At 68.0% G+C, this 17,173-nt stretch carries 15 protein-coding genes and 2 pseudogenes; 10 read left to right on the top strand and 7 right to left on the bottom strand.

Going from position 1 to position 17,173, the window contains the following annotated elements; all coding sequences use genetic code 11:
* Window positions 1–64: 64 nt before the first annotated feature.
* From C1I89_RS34585 to C1I89_RS19515, 5 genes are all read right to left on the bottom strand, one after another.
* On the bottom strand, window positions 65–223 hold the full coding sequence (locus tag C1I89_RS34585) for a hypothetical protein (RefSeq protein ID WP_168202239.1): 159 nt from the start codon (window positions 221–223) through the stop codon (window positions 65–67).
* The gene (locus C1I89_RS19530) at window positions 210–458 is read right to left on the bottom strand and encodes a hypothetical protein (protein WP_102774241.1); all 249 of its coding nucleotides are present in this window, start codon (window positions 456–458) and stop codon (window positions 210–212) included. Before C1I89_RS19530 ends, C1I89_RS34585 begins: the two co-directional genes overlap by 14 nt.
* Window positions 459–678: 220 nt before the next feature.
* A complete protein-coding gene (gene serS / locus C1I89_RS19525) occupies window positions 679–2,025 on the bottom strand; it encodes a serine--tRNA ligase (RefSeq protein WP_102774240.1) in 1,347 nt (448 codons plus the stop codon).
* Between the two features lie 42 nt (window positions 2,026–2,067).
* The gene (locus C1I89_RS19520) at window positions 2,068–3,408 is read right to left on the bottom strand and encodes a replication-associated recombination protein A (RefSeq protein WP_102774239.1); all 1,341 of its coding nucleotides are present in this window, start codon (window positions 3,406–3,408) and stop codon (window positions 2,068–2,070) included.
* A 59-nt stretch (window positions 3,409–3,467) separates the two neighbouring features.
* Window positions 3,468–4,259 (bottom strand): deaminated glutathione amidase, encoded by a 792-nt coding sequence (locus C1I89_RS19515; RefSeq protein WP_102774238.1) that lies wholly within the window; start codon window positions 4,257–4,259, stop codon window positions 3,468–3,470.
* 146 nt (window positions 4,260–4,405) lie between these two features.
* Here C1I89_RS19515 and C1I89_RS19510 point away from each other — a divergent pair, with 146 nt between their 5' ends.
* The 10 genes and pseudogenes from C1I89_RS19510 to C1I89_RS19465 all read left to right on the top strand — a co-directional run bounded on the left by C1I89_RS19510 (window position 4,406) and on the right by C1I89_RS19465 (window position 14,123).
* The gene (locus tag C1I89_RS19510; RefSeq protein ID WP_102774545.1) at window positions 4,406–5,671 is read left to right on the top strand and encodes an amino acid deaminase; all 1,266 of its coding nucleotides are present in this window, start codon (window positions 4,406–4,408) and stop codon (window positions 5,669–5,671) included.
* Between the two features lie 73 nt (window positions 5,672–5,744).
* Window positions 5,745–7,304 carry an ABC transporter substrate-binding protein gene (locus C1I89_RS19505; protein ID WP_102774237.1) on the top strand — a complete coding sequence of 520 codons (1,560 nt, stop codon included), beginning with the start codon at window positions 5,745–5,747 and terminating at the stop codon, window positions 7,302–7,304.
* A gap of 21 nt (window positions 7,305–7,325) precedes the next feature.
* Window positions 7,326–7,550 (top strand): annotated as a pseudogene (locus C1I89_RS35610) (hypothetical protein); the annotation flags it as partial.
* 91 nt (window positions 7,551–7,641) lie between these two features.
* Window positions 7,642–8,439, top strand: a pseudogene (locus tag C1I89_RS19495) (ABC transporter permease); the annotation flags it as partial.
* Between the two features lie 6 nt (window positions 8,440–8,445).
* Window positions 8,446–9,315, top strand: a complete 870-nt coding sequence (locus C1I89_RS19490) for an ABC transporter permease (RefSeq protein ID WP_102774236.1) — start codon at window positions 8,446–8,448, stop codon at window positions 9,313–9,315.
* 2 nt (window positions 9,316–9,317) lie between these two features.
* Window positions 9,318–10,325, top strand: coding sequence for an ABC transporter ATP-binding protein (locus tag C1I89_RS19485; RefSeq protein ID WP_102774235.1), 1,008 nt, complete (start codon window positions 9,318–9,320; stop codon window positions 10,323–10,325).
* Window positions 10,322–11,323, top strand: a complete 1,002-nt coding sequence (locus tag C1I89_RS19480) for an ABC transporter ATP-binding protein (RefSeq protein WP_102774234.1) — start codon at window positions 10,322–10,324, stop codon at window positions 11,321–11,323. The genes C1I89_RS19485 and C1I89_RS19480 overlap by 4 nt, the downstream gene beginning before the upstream one ends.
* Window positions 11,324–11,336: 13 nt before the next feature.
* Complete coding sequence (locus tag C1I89_RS19475) at window positions 11,337–12,209, top strand: MurR/RpiR family transcriptional regulator (RefSeq protein ID WP_102774233.1); 873 nt, start codon at window positions 11,337–11,339, stop codon at window positions 12,207–12,209.
* 13 nt (window positions 12,210–12,222) lie between these two features.
* The gene (locus tag C1I89_RS19470; RefSeq protein WP_102774232.1) at window positions 12,223–13,677 is read left to right on the top strand and encodes an N-acyl-D-amino-acid deacylase family protein; all 1,455 of its coding nucleotides are present in this window, start codon (window positions 12,223–12,225) and stop codon (window positions 13,675–13,677) included.
* A gap of 29 nt (window positions 13,678–13,706) precedes the next feature.
* On the top strand, window positions 13,707–14,123 hold the full coding sequence (locus tag C1I89_RS19465) for a RidA family protein (protein ID WP_102774231.1): 417 nt from the start codon (window positions 13,707–13,709) through the stop codon (window positions 14,121–14,123).
* A gap of 42 nt (window positions 14,124–14,165) precedes the next feature.
* Here C1I89_RS19465 and lolA read toward each other — a convergent pair whose 3' ends face one another.
* Window positions 14,166–14,789, bottom strand: coding sequence for an outer membrane lipoprotein chaperone LolA (gene lolA, locus C1I89_RS19460; protein WP_102774230.1), 624 nt, complete (start codon window positions 14,787–14,789; stop codon window positions 14,166–14,168).
* Entirely contained in the window at window positions 14,789–17,167 is a 2,379-nt protein-coding gene (locus C1I89_RS19455) for a DNA translocase FtsK (RefSeq protein ID WP_102774229.1), read from the bottom strand. The genes lolA and C1I89_RS19455 overlap by 1 nt, the downstream gene beginning before the upstream one ends.
* Window positions 17,168–17,173: the final 6 nt, after the last annotated feature.

Genomic DNA, 17,173 nt, shown 5'->3' with positions numbered 1-17,173 from the left:
CTTTTTTTGCCGCGGAAATAGCCGCGGCGTTCGGGGCATGTCCGGTGCCCCCGGGGAACTGCCTTCAGGCCGCCGGGGCCTGCGCGGGTTTGGCCGCCAGCGCGGGCGGCTGCTGCGGCGCCTGGCCGGTTTTGCCGTCGGCCCAGCGGGGCGATTCCTGGACGAGGTCGATCCATCGGCGCGGCGTACTCGACGCCCGCCACCAGCCATTATGCGGACGCATGAGCAAACTCCGGTTCACCGTTGAAACGCACGCCATTGATGCCCTGGAACAACTGCTGGCTCTGCTGCTCGGCCTCTTGCAGGTTGGCGAAAGGCGCCTGCCCCGGGACGGTCCAGCATTTTTCCGGCGCAGTGCCGCCGATGCGGCGAGTCCATATCTGCACGCGGTAGCCCTGTTCGTCTTCACGGGCCACGGAGCATCTCACACGAAAATCTCCAATCATTCTTGAAGTCATGGACAACTCCTTTTTATTTAAGTGAATGAAGCGTGTCGAACACATTGCGTATTGTGCCTCAACTATCCGGCCCTTTTATTGCAATACACAACTGTTCACATCAAAATCAGCCACCAGCGCCGCCAGGTTAATGTCCGGCGGCGACAGGAATATGTCCACATAATAAAAAAAAACGGAGCCCGCAGACTCCGCCTTTTTATCCTCCAAACGGTGGATGGACCTAAGGTTTCAAGACCGTCAGGCCGCCCATATAAGGCTGCAGGGCCTCGGGCACCAGCACGCTGCCGTCGGCCTGCTGGCAGTTTTCCAGCACCGCCACCAGCGTGCGGCCCACCGCCAGGCCGGAACCGTTGAGCGTGTGCACGTATTCCGGCTTGCCCTGGGCGTTGCGGAAACGCGCCTGCATGCGGCGGGCCTGGAAGGTCTCGCAATTGGAGACCGAGGAAATCTCGCGCCAGGTGTTCTGGGCCGGCAGCCACACTTCCAGGTCGTAGGTCTTGGCCGCGCCGAAGCCCATGTCGCCGGTGCACAGCAGCATCACGCGGTACGGCAGGCCCAGCAGCTGCAGCACGCGCTCGGCGTGGCCGACCATCTCTTCGAGCGCCTCGTACGATTGGTCCGGATGCGTGATCTGCACCATTTCGACCTTGTCGAACTGGTGCTGGCGGATCATGCCGCGCGTATCGCGCCCGCCGCTGCCGGCTTCGGAACGGAAGCACGGCGTGTGGGCGGTGAGCTTGAGCGGCAGGTCGGCCGCGGCCTGGATGGTATCCCGCGCCACGCTGGTCAGCGTGATTTCGGAAGTGGAGATCAGGTACTGGTCTTCGCGCACATAGGGCTTGCCCTGTTCATCCTGTTTCGGATCGTCGTCGCCGCCGCCCTTGGACACGGCGAACATGTCGTCCTTGAACTTGGGCAGCTGGCCCGTGCCGTAAAGCGTCGAGGCGTTGACGATGTACGGCGTGTAGCACTCGGTGTAGCCGTGCGTGCCCGTTTGCAGGTCCAGCATGAACTGCGCCAGCGCGCGGTGCAGGCGCGCGATGGGGCCGCGCATGAACGAAAAACGGGCGCCCGACAGCTTGGCGGCCGTGTCGAAATCCAGCCCCAGCGGCTCGCCCACGGCGACGTGGTCGCGCGCCTCGAACGGCAGGGCCGGCGGATTGCCATCGGCGCCGGCCGGGCCGGGCAGCCAGCGCCGCACCTCGACGTTGTCGTCGGCCGACTCGCCTTGCGGCACGCTGGCGTGCGGCAGGTTGGGCACCGACATCAGCAGATCGTTGAGCGGCTGCTGCAGCGCGGCCAGTTCTTCTTCCAGCTGCTTCAGGCGCACCGGCACGGCCTGCGACTCGGCCATGACGGCGCTGGCGTCCTCGCCCTTGGCCTTGAGCTGGCCGATCTGCTTGGCCAGCGCGTTGCGGCGGGCTTGCAGGGATTCGGTTTCGGTCTGGACGGCCTTGCGGCGGGATTCCAGGTCGTTGAACCGTTCCGTGTCGAAGGACACGCCGCGGGTCTTGAGGCGGTCTACGACGGTTTGCAGGTCTTTGCGCAGCAGTATCGGGTCTAGCATGGTTTGGTCGGTGAGGTTGCGAGAGACAACGGGCGCGGCCCGTTAGCGTTTCCTGGCACGTTCCTGCGCGTCCAGCTCACGCAGGAATGCCAGCTTTTGCTGGATTTTAGCCTCCAGGCCGCGATCGGTCGGCCGATAGAAGGAGGGATTCAGTCCATCCGGGAAATATTGCTCGGCGGCGGCGTAGCCGTGGGGCTCGTCGTGCGCGTAGCGGTAGGCCTTGCCGTGGCCCAGCTGCTTCATCAGCTTGGTGGGCGCGTTGCGCAGGTGGATGGGCACCGGCGCGCTGCCGTGCTCGGCGGCGAACTTGCGCGCCTGGTTGTAGGCGTTGTAGACGGCGTTGGACTTGGCCGCGCAGGCCATGTAGACCACCGCCTGCGCCAGCGCCAGTTCGCCTTCCGGCGAGCCCAGCCGCTCGTAGATGTCGGCGCCGTTGACGGCCAGGTCGGTGGCGCGCGGATCGGCCAGGCCGATGTCTTCGACCGCCATGCGCACCAGGCGGCGGGCCAGGTATTTCGGATCGGCGCCGCCGTCGATCATGCGGCAGAACCAGTACAGCGCGGCGTCCGGATTGGAGCCGCGCACCGATTTGTGCAGGGCGCTGATCTGGTCGTAGAACGCGTCGCCGCCCTTGTCGAAGCGGCGCAGGTTCTGCGACAGCGAAATCTCCAGCCAGGCCGCGTCCACGCTGTCGCGGCCGGCCGACTGGGCGGATTCCGCCACCACTTCCACCGCGCTGATCAGGCGGCGCGCGTCGCCATCGGCCCAGGCCGCCAGCTGTTCGCGCGCGTCGGGCTCGATGCGGATGGTCTCGCCGGGCTCGCGGCCGTCGTTCAGCGCCTGCTCGGCGCGGTCGACCAGCAGTTGCAGTTCTTCGGCCGTCAGCGATTGCAGCACGTAGACGCGGGCGCGCGACAGCAGCGCCGAGTTGACCTCGAACGAGGGGTTTTCCGTGGTGGCGCCGATGAAGGTGAACAGCCCGCTTTCCACATAGGGCAGGAAGGCATCCTGCTGCGACTTGTTGAAGCGGTGCACCTCGTCGACGAACAGGATGGTGCGGCGGCCCTGGCCCTGCGCCACCTGCGCGACCGTGACCGCGTCGCGGATGTCCTTGACACCGCCCAGCACCGCCGAGATGGCGATGAACTGCGCGTCGAAACCGTCGGCCATGAGGCGCGCCAGCGTGGTCTTGCCCACGCCGGGCGGCCCCCAGAAGATCATGGAGTGCGGACGGCCGGATTCGAAAGCCACGCGCAGCGGCTTGTCCGGACCCAGCAGGTGCGACTGCCCCACCACGTCGGACAGGGTGCGCGGGCGCAGCCGTTCGGCCAGGGGCACATAGGGCCGATGCGCGGGATCGGCCGCAAAGAGATCATTGCTCATTGGCAGCAGATGGGGGGGAGAAAGCGAATAATCAATCCAGCATTACACCATGCCGCGCCCTAGGCCAACTGCGGCGGCGCGAAGCGGCGGTTGGCCAGCGCCGGCAGCACCTTGCGCGCGTGCGCCAGGCGCTCGGGATCGATGTCGGCGTACACCAGCGCCGGCGCCTCGCCCGCACGCGCCGTCACCACGCCCAGCGGGTCCACCACCATGCTGCAGCCGATGTTGCGCTCGCCGCATTCGCCGGTGGCGGCCACGTAGCAGGTGTTCTCCAGCGCGCGCGCGGTGACCAGCACTTCCCAGTGCTTTTCCTTCAAGGGGCCGCGCACCCAGGCGGCCGGCAGGACCAGCAGGTCGGCGCCGTCCAGCGCCAGGCGGCGCGCCAATTCGGGAAAGCGCACGTCGTAGCAGGTCATCAGGCCGACGCGCAGCCCGCCTATGTCGAGCAGGGGCGGGATCTCGTCGCCGGCGGTGACGTTGGTGGATTCCTTCATGGTGAAGGCGTCGTACAGATGCAGCTTGCGGTACTGCGACAGGATGCGGCCGTCCTGCAGGGTGACCAGCGTGTTCCAGACCCGCCCTTCTCCGGTCGGGACGTGCACGCACATCATGGTCGCCAGCGGCGATCCGCGGCTGGCCTCCAGCAGCTTGCCGATGAAGGGGCCGTCCAGCGGCTGCGCGGCCTTCAGGACGATCTGCGGATCGGTGATGTCGCGCGCCAGCACGCCCTCGGGCAGCACCAGCAGCCCGGCCCCGCCGGCGCGGGCGCGTTCCATCAGGTCGATGCAGACCTGCGCGTTTTCTTCCCAGACGCGACTGACGGCGAACTGGCCCAAAGCGACTTTCAGCATGACGTTTCCTTTTTCCTGAGACCAAGCGTTCGTTCCATTGTCGCGCCGCCGCGCACTACGGGAAACTCCTAGCTGCCGCTTGTAAATTTCTTTCAGGATAATGAAAAAAATCCGATTTGAAGGTAAATATTTTCCAGGAAGCCGCCATGACGCCCTCCTCCTCCCCCGCCCCGCTGGACCCGAACGGCAAAGGCCTGGGCGCCTTCCCCGAATCCTGTGACGCCGCCGGCGTGGCCGGGCTGCAATGGAATCTGCTGCGCGAGGACGTCAGCCTGCCGGTGGCCGTGCTGTACGAATCGCGGGTGCAGCACAACCTGCAATGGATGCAGCGCTTCATGGAGGCCTACAAGGTCAAGCTGGCGCCGCACGGCAAGACCACCATGAGTCCGGCCCTGTTCCAGCGCCAGATCGACGGCGGCGCCTGGGGCATCACGCTGGCCACGGCGCCGCAGACGCTGGCCGCCTACCGCCACGGCATCCGCCGCGTGCTGATGGCCAACCAGCTGGTGGGCCGCGCCAACATGGCCATCATCGCGCGGCTCCTGCGCGATCCGTCCTTCACCTACTTCTGCATCGTGGACTCGCCCGCCAACGCCGCCCAGCTGGGCGCCTATTTCGGCGAGCAGGGCCTGGTGCTGCCGGTGCTGATCGAGCTGGGCCCGGCCGGCGGGCGCACCGGCGTGCGCGACGAGGCGCAGCTGCAGGCCGTGGCCGACGAGATCGCGCGCTGGCCCGGCCTGGCGCTGGCCGGCATCGAGGTCTACGAAGGCGTGCTGCAGGAAGAAAGCGCCATCCGCGCCTTCCTGCGCCGCGCCACCGGCGCGCTCGGCGAACTGGCGGCCGCCGGCCGGCTGCGCAGGAACGGTCCCGCCCTGATCTCGGGCGCGGGCTCGGCCTGGTTCGACGTGGTAGCCGAGGAATTCTCGCAGGTCGATATCGGCGCGCCGCTGGAAATCGTGCTGCGCCCCGGCTGCTACCTGTCGCACGACGTGGGCATCTACCGCTCGGCGGCCGAGCGCATCAACGCCAACAATCCGGTGGCCCGCGGCATGGAACCCGGCCTGCAGCCGGCGCTGCAGGTCTGGGCCTATGTGCAATCGCTGCCCGAACCGGGCCGCGCCATCGTCGCGCTGGGCAAGCGCGACGCCGCCTTCGACGCCGGCCTGCCCACGCCCGCCCTGCGCTACCGCCCCGGCGCGCAGGCCCCGGACGCCGCGCCCGCGCACTGGAAGCTTACCGCCATGATGGACCAGCACGCTTTCATGCAGATCGGCGCGGACGACGACATCCAGGTCGGCGACATGATCGCCTTCGACATCTCCCACCCCTGCCTGACTTTCGACAAGTGGCGCCAGGTGCTGCTGGTCGACGAACACTACGGCGTCATCGACGTGGCCGCGACTTTCTTCTGACCTCCCGCCCCCCTCGCGGGGCAATCCCGATCCGCACGCGACATCCTGTTTTCTACCCTCTGGAGAGAGCATCATGAACTTCCGCACCTCCCCGCGAGGCGGCAGGCTCAATAGCCTGCTGCTGGCCGGCGCAATTGGTTTGACCGCATTGTCGTCCCCCGCCCTGAGTGCCGCGCCGGTCAAGGGAGGCACGATCTCGGTGGCCACCGTCGGCGAGCCGCCGACGCTGGACCCGATGACCAGCACGGCCGACCTGGTGGGCATCCTGACGCAGCATTTCTTCGAAACGCTGTACACCTTCGACGCCAAATGGAACCTGACGCCGCTGCTGGCCGACAAGATGCCCGAGGTGTCGCCCGACGGGCTGGTCTACACCATTCCCCTGCGCCAGGGCATCACTTTCCATGACGGCTCCAGGATGGATTCGGCCGACGTGACGGCCTCGCTCAAGCGCTGGACCGAAACCGCCACGCGCGGCAAGATGGCCGCCAAGATCATCAGCGCCATCGAGGCGCCGGACGCCAACACCGTCCGCATCACGCTCAAGCAGCCCTATGCGCCGCTGACCGCGCTGCTGGCGATGAACAACAGCGCCGCCATCATCATGCCCAAGGGCAAGATCGCGCCCGCCCTGACCGAGTTCGTCGGCACCGGCCCCTATCAGCTGAAGGCGCGCGTGCCCGACCAGTACATCCAGCTGGTCCGCTTCGAAGGCTACAAGCAGCGCGATGGCGAGCCCGACGGCTACGGCGGCGCGCGCAAGCAATACCTGGACGAAATCCGCTTCGTGCCGGTCAGCAACGCCAATACCCGCGTCGAAAGCGCGGTGGCCGGCCAGTTCGACTACGTCGACGCCCTGCCGGTGGAGTCGCTGCCCAAGCTCAAGAACGGCCGTTCCGATCCGGTCATGCTCAAGCCTTTCGGCTGGCCCCGGCTGGTGCTCAACACCAAGCAGGGCATCATGTCCAACCTGGCCGTGCGCCAGGCGGTGCAGCTCGCGCTGAACGAAGAGGACATGCTGTACGCCGCGTTCGGCAACAAGGATTTCTACAAGCTCAACGGCGACCTGTATCCCGAAGGCTTCCCGTGGGCCACCTCGCTGGGCGGCAAGGTCTACAACAAGGGCGACGCCGCCGCGGCCAAGAAGCTGGTGGACGGCGCGCAGGTGCAGGACCGCAAGATCCGCATCTTGACCAGCCAGCAGTATGAGTTCCACTACAAGATGGCGCTGGTGGCCGCCGAATACCTGAAGGCCGCCGGCTTCACGGTGGACATGCAGGTGGTGGACTGGGCCACGCTGACCCAGCGCCGCCAGGACCCGGCGCTGTGGGACATCTTCATTACCCACAGCCCGTTCCTGCCCGAGCCCGCGCTGATCGACTTCCCGTCCAAGGACGCGCCGGGCTGGTGGGACACGCCGCGCCGCAACCAGGTGCTGGACGCCTTCAACCAGGCCCGCACGCAGGAAGAACGCGTCAAGCGCTGGGCCGACGTGCAGCAGGCGGTGTATGACGAGGTGCCTTTCATCAAGGTCGGCGACTTCAATGCGCAGGCCGCGCGCTCGCCGTCGCTGCAAGGGACCCGGGCCGTGCCGTGGCCGTACTTCTGGAATGCGTGGAAGGCGGCGAAGTAATGGTTTGAGGGCGCGGGGGGCATGGCGGTTCGCGCCGCCCTCCACGTCCTTCGGCGTTCCAATTTTTTCGGGGCTTTCATCGTGTTGCGCTATCTCTTGAACCGGCTGGTCGGGCTGGTGGCCGTGATGTTCATCGTCGCGACCATCGTGTTCGTGATCATCCGCATCACGCCGGGCGATCCCGCCGCGGTGATGCTGGGCCCGCAGGCCAGCCAGCAGGACATCGCCGCGCTGCGCGCGCAGCTGGGGCTGGACCAGCCCATGGCGGTGCAGTACCTGTCGTGGCTGGGCAAGCTGGCCCAGGGCGACCTGGGCCAGTCCATCTTCATGAACAANCGCCGCGCTGCGCGCGCAGCTGGGGCTGGACCAGCCCATGGCGGTGCAGTACCTGTCGTGGCTGGGCAAGCTGGCCCAGGGCGACCTGGGCCAGTCCATCTTCATGAACAAGCCGGTGCTGGCGGCGCTGGCCGACCGCGCCGAACCCACGCTGCTGCTGACGCTGCTGTCGCTGCTGATCGCCAGCGCCATCGCGCTGCCGGTGGGAATACTGTCGGCGGTCAAGCGCGGCACCACGCTGGACCAGTCGGTGCTGTCGTTCTCGATGTTCACCTCCAGCGTGCCCAGCTTCTGGCTGGGGCTGCTGCTGATGCAGTTGTTCTCGGTGAAGCTGGGCTGGCTGCCGGTGGCCGGCTACGGCGGCCCGGACGCCTCGCTCGCCACGCGCATGTCGCACCTGATCCTGCCGGCGGTGGTGCTGGGCCTGGTGAACTCGGCGCTGATCACCCGCTTCATCCGCGCCAGCATGCTGGACGTGCTGCGCGACGACTACGTGCGCACCGCGCGCGCCAAGGGCCTGCCCGAGCGCAAGGTGATCCTCAAGCACGCCGTGCGCAACGCGCTGATCCCGATCCTGACGGTGCTGGGCCTGACCACCGCCTTGCTGATCAGCGGCGCGGTCGTGACCGAGACCGTGTTCGGCCTGCCCGGCGTGGGCAGCCTGGTGGTGTCGGCGGTGCTGCGCCGCGACTACCCCGTCATCCAGGGCGCGCTGCTGATCATCGCGGCCATCTACGTCCTGATCAATCTTTTCATCGACCTGCTGTACCTGCTGGTCGATCCTCGAGTGCGTTACTGATCTGATATGGCTATCGCAACTTCCCCGAATTCCGGCGCCGACCGCTGGCAGGTGCTGCGCCTGCTGGTGGCGCGCAAGACGGTGCTGGTGAGCCTGATCGTCATCGCCGTGCTGGTGGCCGCGGCGCTGCTGGCGCCATGGGTCAGCCCCTACGATCCGTTCAAGCTGTCCATCATGAACCGGCTGAAGGCGCCGGGCGCGGCGCACTGGTTCGGCACCGACGATTTCGGCCGCGACGTGTTCAGCCGCGTCATCTACGGCGGCCGGCTGTCGCTGATGGTGGGCTTTTCCGTGGTGATCGTCTCCAGCATCCTGGGCATCGCGCTGGGCCTGGCCGCCGGTTTCTTCCGTTCGGCCGACAAGTTCGTCTCGCGGCTGATCGACGCCATGATGGCCTTTCCCGACATCCTGCTGGCGATCTCGCTGGTGGCCGCGCTCGGCCCCTCGCTGATCAACGTGGTGATCGCGCTGGGCATCGTCTATACGCCGCGCCTGGCCCGCATCGTGCGCGCCTCGACGCTGGTGATCCGCGAGCTGCCTTTCGTGGAAGCGGCGCGCGCGCTGGGCGTGCCGACCTGGCGCATCGTCACGGTGCACGTGCTGCGCAACCTGGTCTCGCCGCTGCTGGTGCAGGGCACTTTCATTTTCGCCTACGCCATCCTGGCCGAAGCCGGGCTGTCGTTTCTCGGCGTGGGCGTATCGCCCGACATTCCCACCTGGGGCACCATGATCAACGCCGGCCAGCAGTACATGGGCTCGGCCGACTGGATCATGATCTTCCCCGGCATCGCCATCGTGCTGTCCGTGCTGTCGCTGCAACTGGTGGGCGACGGGCTGCGCGACGTCCTCGATCCGCGCCTGCGCAAGGAGCTGTAATCATGACCGCAAGCACCCGAGACATCGTGCTTTCCGTGGAAGGCCTGCAGACCTGGTTCCACAGCCGCGACGGCGTCGCCAAGTCGGTCGACGGCGTGACCTTCGACCTGGCCCGCGGCGAGACGCTGGCCATCGTCGGCGAGTCGGGTTCCGGCAAGTCCGTGACCAGTCTTTCCATCATGGGCCTGTTGCCCAAGCCGGCCGGCCGCATCGAAGGCGGGCGCATCCTGTTTCGCGACCGCCAGGGCGCGCAGCACGATCTGGCCCGCGCTTCGGCGGCGACGCTGCGCCGCATCCGCGGCGCGGAGATCGCGATGATCTTCCAGGAGCCCATGACCAGCCTGAATCCGCTGTACACGGTGGGCGACCAGATCGCCGAAGCCGTGCTGCAGCATGAAGGCGGCTCGTACGCCGCGGCGCTCAAGCGCGCCCGCGAAATGCTGGAGCGCGTCGAAATCCCGGCCGCCGACCGGCGCGTCAAGGAGTATCCGCACCAGATGTCGGGCGGCATGCGCCAGCGCGTGATGATCGCGCTGGCCCTGGCCTGCAATCCGGCGGTGCTGATCGCCGACGAGCCCACCACCGCGCTGGACGTGACCGTGCAGGCGCAGATCCTGGACCTGCTGCGCCGGCTGCAGGCCGAGATGAACATGAGCATCCTGTTCATCACGCACAACCTGGGCGTGGTGGCCGAGATCGCGCATCGCGTGGCCGTGATGTACGCGGGCCGCGTGGTCGAGGACGCGGACGTCTACGACCTGTTCGAAAAGCCCAGCCACCCCTACACCCGCGGCCTGCTGTCCTGCATTCCCACCGCCGCGCTGCTGGCCTCGGGCGAGCGCCTGCGCGCCATTCCCGGCAACGTGCCCAGCGTGCTGTCGCTGCCGCCGGGCTGCACGTTCGCGCCGCGCTGCCCGCTGGCCGCCGACGACTGTCTGGCGGCCGTGCCCGAACTCGTGCCGGTGCAGAACGACCACCGCGCGCGCTGCATCAAGGTGAACCCGATATGACGAACCGACCGGCTCCCGTACGCGCCGAAGCGCCGCTGGTGCAGATCCAGGACCTGAAGGTCCATTTCCCCACGTCGCAGGCGCGCCACGCGCCCGTGGTGCGCGCGGTCGACGGCGTCAGCTTCGACGTGCCGCGCAACACCATCGTCGGCCTGGTCGGCGAATCCGGCTCGGGCAAGACCACCACGGGCCGCGCGCTGCTGCGCCTGTTCGCCCCCACCGCCGGCCGCATCCTGTTCGACGGCGAGGACATCACCACGCTTTCCGAAAAACAGATGCTGCCGTGGCGCCGCCGCATGCAGATCGTGTTCCAGGACCCGTACGCCAGCCTCAATCCGCGCATGACCGTGGCCGAGATCCTGGGCGAGGCGCTGGACACCCACAAGCTGGCGCAGCACCGCCGCGCCGCCCGCATCGGCGAACTGCTGGAGCGCATGGGGCTGAACGCCGACCACGCCCGCCGCTATCCGCACGAGTTCTCCGGCGGCCAGCGCCAGCGCATCGGCATCGCCCGCGCGCTGGCGGTGGAGCCGGACTTCATCGTGGCCGACGAGCCGGTCTCGGCCCTGGACGTGTCGGTGCAGGCGCAGGTGCTGAACCTGCTGCAGGACCTGCAGCGCGACCTGGGCCTGACCATGCTGTTCGTGGCCCATGACCTGGCGGTGGTGGACTACCTGTGCGACGAGGTCGTGGTGATGTACCTGGGCCGCGTGATGGAGCGCGGCCCGACCCGCGAGGTCTACGCCAGCCCCCGCCATCCCTACACCCGCGCGCTGCTGTCGGCCGCGCCCGTGCCCGATCCGCGCGCCCCGCGTTCGCGTATCCTGCTCAAGGGCGACATTCCCAGCCCGGTCGATCCGCCCTCCGGCTGCGTGTTCCGCACGCGCTGCCCGCACGCGATCGAGGCCTGCGCGACGACCGCCGTCCAGGCGGTCAACGTGGGCCCCGGCCATTACGCGGCCTGTTCGCGCCTCGACGATCCCGAGCTGGCCCGGTAAACCAGGAATCTCCATGAACATCATCCGCGACATCGTCTTCCAGATACGCAGCCGGCGCGACGCACTGAGCGTGACCGAGCGCAAGGTGGCCGACGCCATCCTGGACGACATCATCTGGAGCGCCAGCGCCACCGTCGACCAGCTGGCGGCCAAGGCCGGCGTCAGCATCGCCACCATCTCGCGCTTCGCCCGCACCGTCGGCTGCGACGATACGCGCGACCTGAAGATGAAGCTGGCCCAGGCCAGCACGGTCGGCAGCCGCTTCCTGGACCCGAGCGCGCCGGCCGAGGAAAGCACGTTCTACGCGCGCATCTACGGCGACATCGAAAGCACGCTGCGCGCCCATCTGCCGGTCTTCACCGAGCCGCTGTTCGAGGCCGCCGCCGCCAGGCTGGACGGCGCGCGCATGATCTACGTATTCGGCATGGGCGGCGCCTCGGCCATGCTGGCGCAGGAAGTGCAGTCGCGCCTGGTGCGGCTGGGCTATCCCATCGCGGTCTACAGCGACGCCGTGCTGCTGCGCATGGTGGCGGCCACGCTGGACGAGCGCGACGCGGTGCTGGTGCTGTCGGCTTCCGGCCTGACGCCGGAAATCGTGGGCGCGGCCCGCATCGTCAAGCAATACCGCGCGCGCCTGGTGGCCATCACGGACGCCACCTCCGAGCTGGCCGCGCTGGCCGACGTGGTGCTGCCGATCCGCACCGACGAAACCGATTTCATCTACAAGCCCTCGGCCTCGCGCTACGCCATGATGCTGGCCATCGACCTGCTCTCGACCGAGCTGGCCATGCTGAACCAGGAAGAAAACCGCGAACGCCTGCGCCGCATCAAGCTGGTGCTGGACGAACACCGGGGCGGCCCCAACCGCCTGCCGCTGGGCGATTGAACGGAAACACGAGATGTACGACACCCTCATCGGCAATGTGCAGGTCCTGGACGGCACCGGCGGCGCCGCCTACCGGGCCAGCGTGGCCCTGGACGGCGGACGCATCGCCGCCATCGGCGACTTGCCCGGCGCGCAGGCGCGCCAGCGCATCGACGGCGCCGGCCTGGCGCTGGCGCCCGGCTTCATCGACGTGCACACGCACGACGACACCAACGTCATCCGCACGCCCGGCATGCTGCCCAAGCTGTCGCAGGGCGTGACCACCGTGGTGGTGGGCAACTGCGGCATCAGCGCCTCGCCCGTGACCCTGCGCGGCGAGCCGCCGGACCCGATGAACCTGCTGGGCGGGCGCGAAGACTTCAGCTACCCCAGCTTCGCCGACTACACCCGCGCCATCGAGGCCGCCGGCCCCGCCGTCAACGTGGCGGCGCTGGTGGGCCATACCGCCCTGCGCAGCAACCACATGGACCGGCTCGACCGGCCCGCCACGCATGCCGAAATCCTGGCGATGCGCGCGCAATTGCGCGACGCGCTGGCCCACGGCGCCATCGGCCTGAGCACCGGCCTGGCCTACGCTTCCGCCTTCGAGGCCGACACCGACGAAGTCAAGCTGCTGGCCGAGGCGCTGGACGAATTCGGCGCGCTCTACACCACCCACCTGCGCTCGGAATTCGCCGCCATCCTGGAGGCCATGCAGGAGGCCTACGACATCGCGCGCCATGCGCGCGTGCCGGTGGTGGTGTCGCACCTGAAATGCGCCGGCGCCGGCAACTGGGGCCGCACGCGCGAAGTGCTGTCCTCGCTGGAGAACGCCGGACGGCTGCAGCACGTGGGCTGCGACTGCTATCCCTATTCGGCCAGCTCGTCCACGCTGGATCTGAAGCAGGTCACCGACGAGTTCGACATCGACATCACCTGGTCCGTGCCGCATCCCGAGCAGGCCCGCCGCAAGCTGGCCGCCATCGCCGCCGACTGGGGCGTGAGCCTGCTGGAGGCGGCCGCGCGGCTGCAGCCGGCCGGCGCCGTCTACCACAACATGCACGAGGACGACGTGCGCCGCGTGCTGTCGCACCGGCTCACCATGGTGGGCTCGGACGGCCTGCCCAACGATCCCATGCCGCACCCGCGGCTGTGGGGCGCGTTTCCGCGCGTGCTGGGCCACTACAGCCGCGACGTGGGCCTGTTTCCGCTGGCCGAGGCGGTGCACAAGATGACCGGCCTGTCGGCGGCGCGCTTCGGCCTGGCCGAGCGCGGCCTGCTGCGCGAGGGCTATCATGCCGATCTGGTGCTGTTCGATCCGGCCACGGTCATCGACCGCGCCACCTTCGACGCTCCGGTGCAGACCGCCGCCGGCATCGAGGCGGTGTGGGTCAACGGCGCGCTGTCGTACCGCCACGGCCAGCCCACCGGCGAGCGCGCCGGCCGCTGGCTGCCGCGCAACGGCGACCTGCGCAGGAATTTCGTTTAACCGCGCATCATCATTCCAAGGAGAAAGCCATGAGCAACGCTTCCACCGCCGACGATAACGGCATCAAGCGCTACGGAGTCGCCGGCGGCACCGGCCAGGGCGGCTCGCACATGCCGTTCGCCCGCGCGGTCGAGGCCGACGGCTGGCTGTACGTGTCCGGCCAGGTGCCGATGGAACACGGCGAAGTCATCGAAGGCGGCATCGTCGCCCAGAGCCGCAAGGCCATCGAACAGGTGCTGGGCATCCTGCACGAAGCGGGCTACGGGCGCGAGCACGTGGTGCGCTGCGGCGTGTGGCTGGACGACGCGCGCGACTTCGCCTCGTTCAACAAGGTGTTCAGGGAGTACTTCGGCGACCATCCGCCGGCCCGCGCCTGCGTGCAGTCGTCGCTGGTGGTCGACGCCAAGGTCGAGGTGGATTGCGTGGCGTACAAGCGCGCCGGCTGACGAAAGGTCGTGGGTCGTGGGGCGCCGCGCGCCCCGCGCCGCTCACATCTTCACGACATCGACGCCCTTCGGGGCGACGAATTCGAATTCCTTGGCGGAAAGCTGGGGATTGGCGGAAATGTCGGACAGGTCCACGCGCGTGGTCTGGCCGAAGGAATCCAGCAGTTCGACGCGCACCGGCAGGTTGTTCTTCATGCCGATATCCACGCGCGAGAACCCCGCGTCCGCGGTGCGCGGCTTGGCGCGCAGCCAGTCGACGCCGTCCTTGGACGGCAGCGCCGAGACGTCGAAAGACTGTTCGAGCGAGCCCGAGCCGAACAGGATGGCCGCCGGCGAGGTGCCGATGGCGGCGTCGACCTTGCGCTCGGTCACCTGGGCCAGGTCGGGATCGAACTGCGATACCTTGCGGCCGTCGGACACCACCAGCTGCTCATAGGGCTTTTGCACGGCCCATTTGAACTTGCCGGGGCGCTGGAACGAGAACACGCCGGTCTGGGCCGGCTGCGTGCGGCCCTGGTTGTTCACGGTGTATTGCGAGAACGAACCGGTGGCGGACGAGACCGTGGCCACGAAGGCGCGCAGCTGTTCCTGCGCGCTGGCGGCCAGCGCCACGGCGGGCGCCAGGGTCAGGGCCGCCACGGCGGCCAGTCGGCGTAACGTCTTCATCAGGCTTCCTCACGGGCGGCCGCCGCGGGAACCAGGATCTCGCGATTGCCGTTGGATTGCATCGCCGACACCATACCCGATTGCTCCATCTGCTCCAGTAACCGCGCCGCACGGTTGTAACCAATCCGCAGGTGGCGCTGCACCAGCGAGATCGAGGCGCGGCGGTGCTTGAGCACCACTTCGCAGGCCTGGTCGTACATCGGATCGGATTCGGCGTCGCCGCCGATGCCGGTGACGCTGCTGGCGCCTTCGCCGTCGCCGTCCAGGCCGCCTTCGAGCAGGCCTTCGATGTAGTTGGGCTCGCCCTGCGACTTCAGGCTTTCGACCACGCGGTGGACTTCATCGTCGTTCACGAAGGCGCCGTGCACCCGCACCGGCAGGCCGGTGCCCGGCGGCATGTAGAGCATGTCGCCCTGGCCCAGCAGGGTTTCGGCACCCATCTGGTCGAGAATGGTGCGCGAGTCGATCTTGGACGAGACCTGGAAGGCGATGCGCGTGGGAATGTTGGCCTTGATCAGGCCGGTGATGACGTCCACGCTGGGGCGCTGGGTAGCCAGGATCAGGTGGATGCCGGCCGCGCGCGCCTTCTGCGCCAGGCGCGCGATCAGCTCTTCGATCTTCTTGCCCACGACCATCATCAGGTCGGCCAGTTCGTCGATGACCACCACGATGGTGGGCAGCGGCGACAGCGGCTCGGGCGCGTCCGGCGTCAGCGAGAACGGATTCGGGATCGGTTCCTCGCGCTTGATGGCTTCGCGGATCTTGGTGTTGTAGCCGGCCAGGTTGCGCACGCCCATCTTGCTCATCAGGCGGTAGCGCTTTTCCATCTCGCCCACGCACCAGTTCAGCGCGTTCGACGCCTGGCGCATGTCGGTGACCACCGGCGCCAGCAGGTGCGGGATGCCTTCGTAGACGCTCATTTCGAGCATCTTCGGGTCGATCAGGATCAGCCGGGTGTGGGAGGCGTCGGCCTTGTACAGCAGCGACAGGATCATGGCGTTGATCCCCACCGACTTGCCCGAACCGGTGGTGCCCGCCACCAGCAGGTGCGGCATCTTGGCCAGGTCGGCCACCACCGGGTTGCCGGCGATGTCCTTGCCCAGCGCCATCGTCACGACGGAATGGCTGGCGTGGTAGGTCTGCGACCCCAGGATCTCGGACAGCCGCACCATCTGGCGGCGCGGGTTCGGCAGTTCCAGGCCCATCAGGTTCTTGCCGGGGATGGTTTCCACCACGCGGATGCTGACCAGGCTCAGCGCGCGCGCCAGGTCCTTGGCCAGGTTGACGATCTGGCTGCCCTTGACGCCGGTGGCCGGTTCGATTTCGTAGCGCGTGATGACCGGGCCGGCCTGCGCCGCCACCACCGTGACGGACACGCCGAAGTCGGCCAGCTTCTTTTCGATCAGGCGCGAGGTGAATTCGATGGTTTCGGCCGACACGGTTTCCTGGTTGGCCAGCGGCGGGTCCAGCAGGCTGATGGCCGGCAGGTCGCCCTCGGCGCCACCCGACGGGGCGAAGAACAGCGACTGCTGCTTTTCCTTTTCGACCCGTTCGGACTTGGGCACCACGGTGATGGCGGGCTCGATGCGCACCGGCTGCTCGTGGACCAGTTTTTCCTGCTTGGCCACCACCTGCTCGGTGCGCACGGCCTTGGCGACCTCGCCGACCTTGCGGTCCTGGCGCGCGGTGTAGGAATCGCGCACGCGGCGCAACAGGCCCTCCAGCCAGGAACCCACGCGCTCGGCGACCGACAGCCACGAGAACGAGAAGAACAGGCTCAGGCCGATCGCCAGCATGACCAGGAAGGCCAGCGTGCTGCCGGTGAAGCCGATGCTGCGGCCGATCAGGTCGGCCAGGGTCTGGCCGATGACGCCGCCGGCGCCGCTGGCGTTTTCGGACGCCCCCGGCAGGCGCGTGCCGTGGCTGGCCAGGCGCAGGGCCTCCATGCCCAGCGAGCCGACCAGCAGCAGGAAGAATCCGATGCCCTCTTCCCAGTGGACGCGGGGCAGCACTTCCGGTTGCTTACCGTTCGTTACCTTGAGATGGCTGGCCAGGCGGCGGTAGCCCGCGCGCACGCGGTGCAGCAGCAACACCACCCACCACCAGGCGGAAAAACCGAACAGATAAAGCAGGATGTCGGCCAGATAGGCGCCCAGCGTGCCGCCACGGTTGTGGATGGCGCCGGCGGGGACGGAATGCGACCAGCCAGGATCGGACGGACTCCAGGTGGCGAGCACCAGGGTGAGCCAGGCCGCCAGGGCGGCGAACAGAATCCATCGGGCTTCGCGCAGCAACGCGGACAGACGCGTCTGCAGGGGCGAAGGCCCGTTACGGGTATTGCGCGAAGCGCGCGGAGAAGCAGTCGAGATACGCGGCATGCGGCT

The organism is Achromobacter pulmonis (assembly GCF_002885955.2).
Lineage (GTDB): Bacteria > Pseudomonadota > Gammaproteobacteria > Burkholderiales > Burkholderiaceae_B > Achromobacter > Achromobacter pulmonis_A.
This window is presented reverse-complemented; position numbering and strand designations above follow the sequence as displayed.

Coding starts and splice junctions, on each gene's coding strand:
- C1I89_RS34585 (WP_168202239.1), bottom strand. CDS start 223: ATGCGTCCGCATAATGGCTGGTGGCGGGCGTCGAGTACGCCGCGCCGA.
- C1I89_RS19530 (WP_102774241.1), bottom strand. CDS start 458: ATGACTTCAAGAATGATTGGAGATTTTCGTGTGAGATGCTCCGTGGCC.
- serS (WP_102774240.1), bottom strand. CDS start 2,025: ATGCTAGACCCGATACTGCTGCGCAAAGACCTGCAAACCGTCGTAGAC.
- C1I89_RS19520 (WP_102774239.1), bottom strand. CDS start 3,408: ATGAGCAATGATCTCTTTGCGGCCGATCCCGCGCATCGGCCCTATGTG.
- C1I89_RS19515 (WP_102774238.1), bottom strand. CDS start 4,259: ATGCTGAAAGTCGCTTTGGGCCAGTTCGCCGTCAGTCGCGTCTGGGAA.
- C1I89_RS19510 (WP_102774545.1), top strand. CDS start 4,406: ATGACGCCCTCCTCCTCCCCCGCCCCGCTGGACCCGAACGGCAAAGGC.
- C1I89_RS19505 (WP_102774237.1), top strand. CDS start 5,745: ATGAACTTCCGCACCTCCCCGCGAGGCGGCAGGCTCAATAGCCTGCTG.
- C1I89_RS19490 (WP_102774236.1), top strand. CDS start 8,446: ATGGCTATCGCAACTTCCCCGAATTCCGGCGCCGACCGCTGGCAGGTG.
- C1I89_RS19485 (WP_102774235.1), top strand. CDS start 9,318: ATGACCGCAAGCACCCGAGACATCGTGCTTTCCGTGGAAGGCCTGCAG.
- C1I89_RS19480 (WP_102774234.1), top strand. CDS start 10,322: ATGACGAACCGACCGGCTCCCGTACGCGCCGAAGCGCCGCTGGTGCAG.
- C1I89_RS19475 (WP_102774233.1), top strand. CDS start 11,337: ATGAACATCATCCGCGACATCGTCTTCCAGATACGCAGCCGGCGCGAC.
- C1I89_RS19470 (WP_102774232.1), top strand. CDS start 12,223: ATGTACGACACCCTCATCGGCAATGTGCAGGTCCTGGACGGCACCGGC.
- C1I89_RS19465 (WP_102774231.1), top strand. CDS start 13,707: ATGAGCAACGCTTCCACCGCCGACGATAACGGCATCAAGCGCTACGGA.
- lolA (WP_102774230.1), bottom strand. CDS start 14,789: ATGAAGACGTTACGCCGACTGGCCGCCGTGGCGGCCCTGACCCTGGCG.
- C1I89_RS19455 (WP_102774229.1), bottom strand. CDS start 17,167: ATGCCGCGTATCTCGACTGCTTCTCCGCGCGCTTCGCGCAATACCCGT.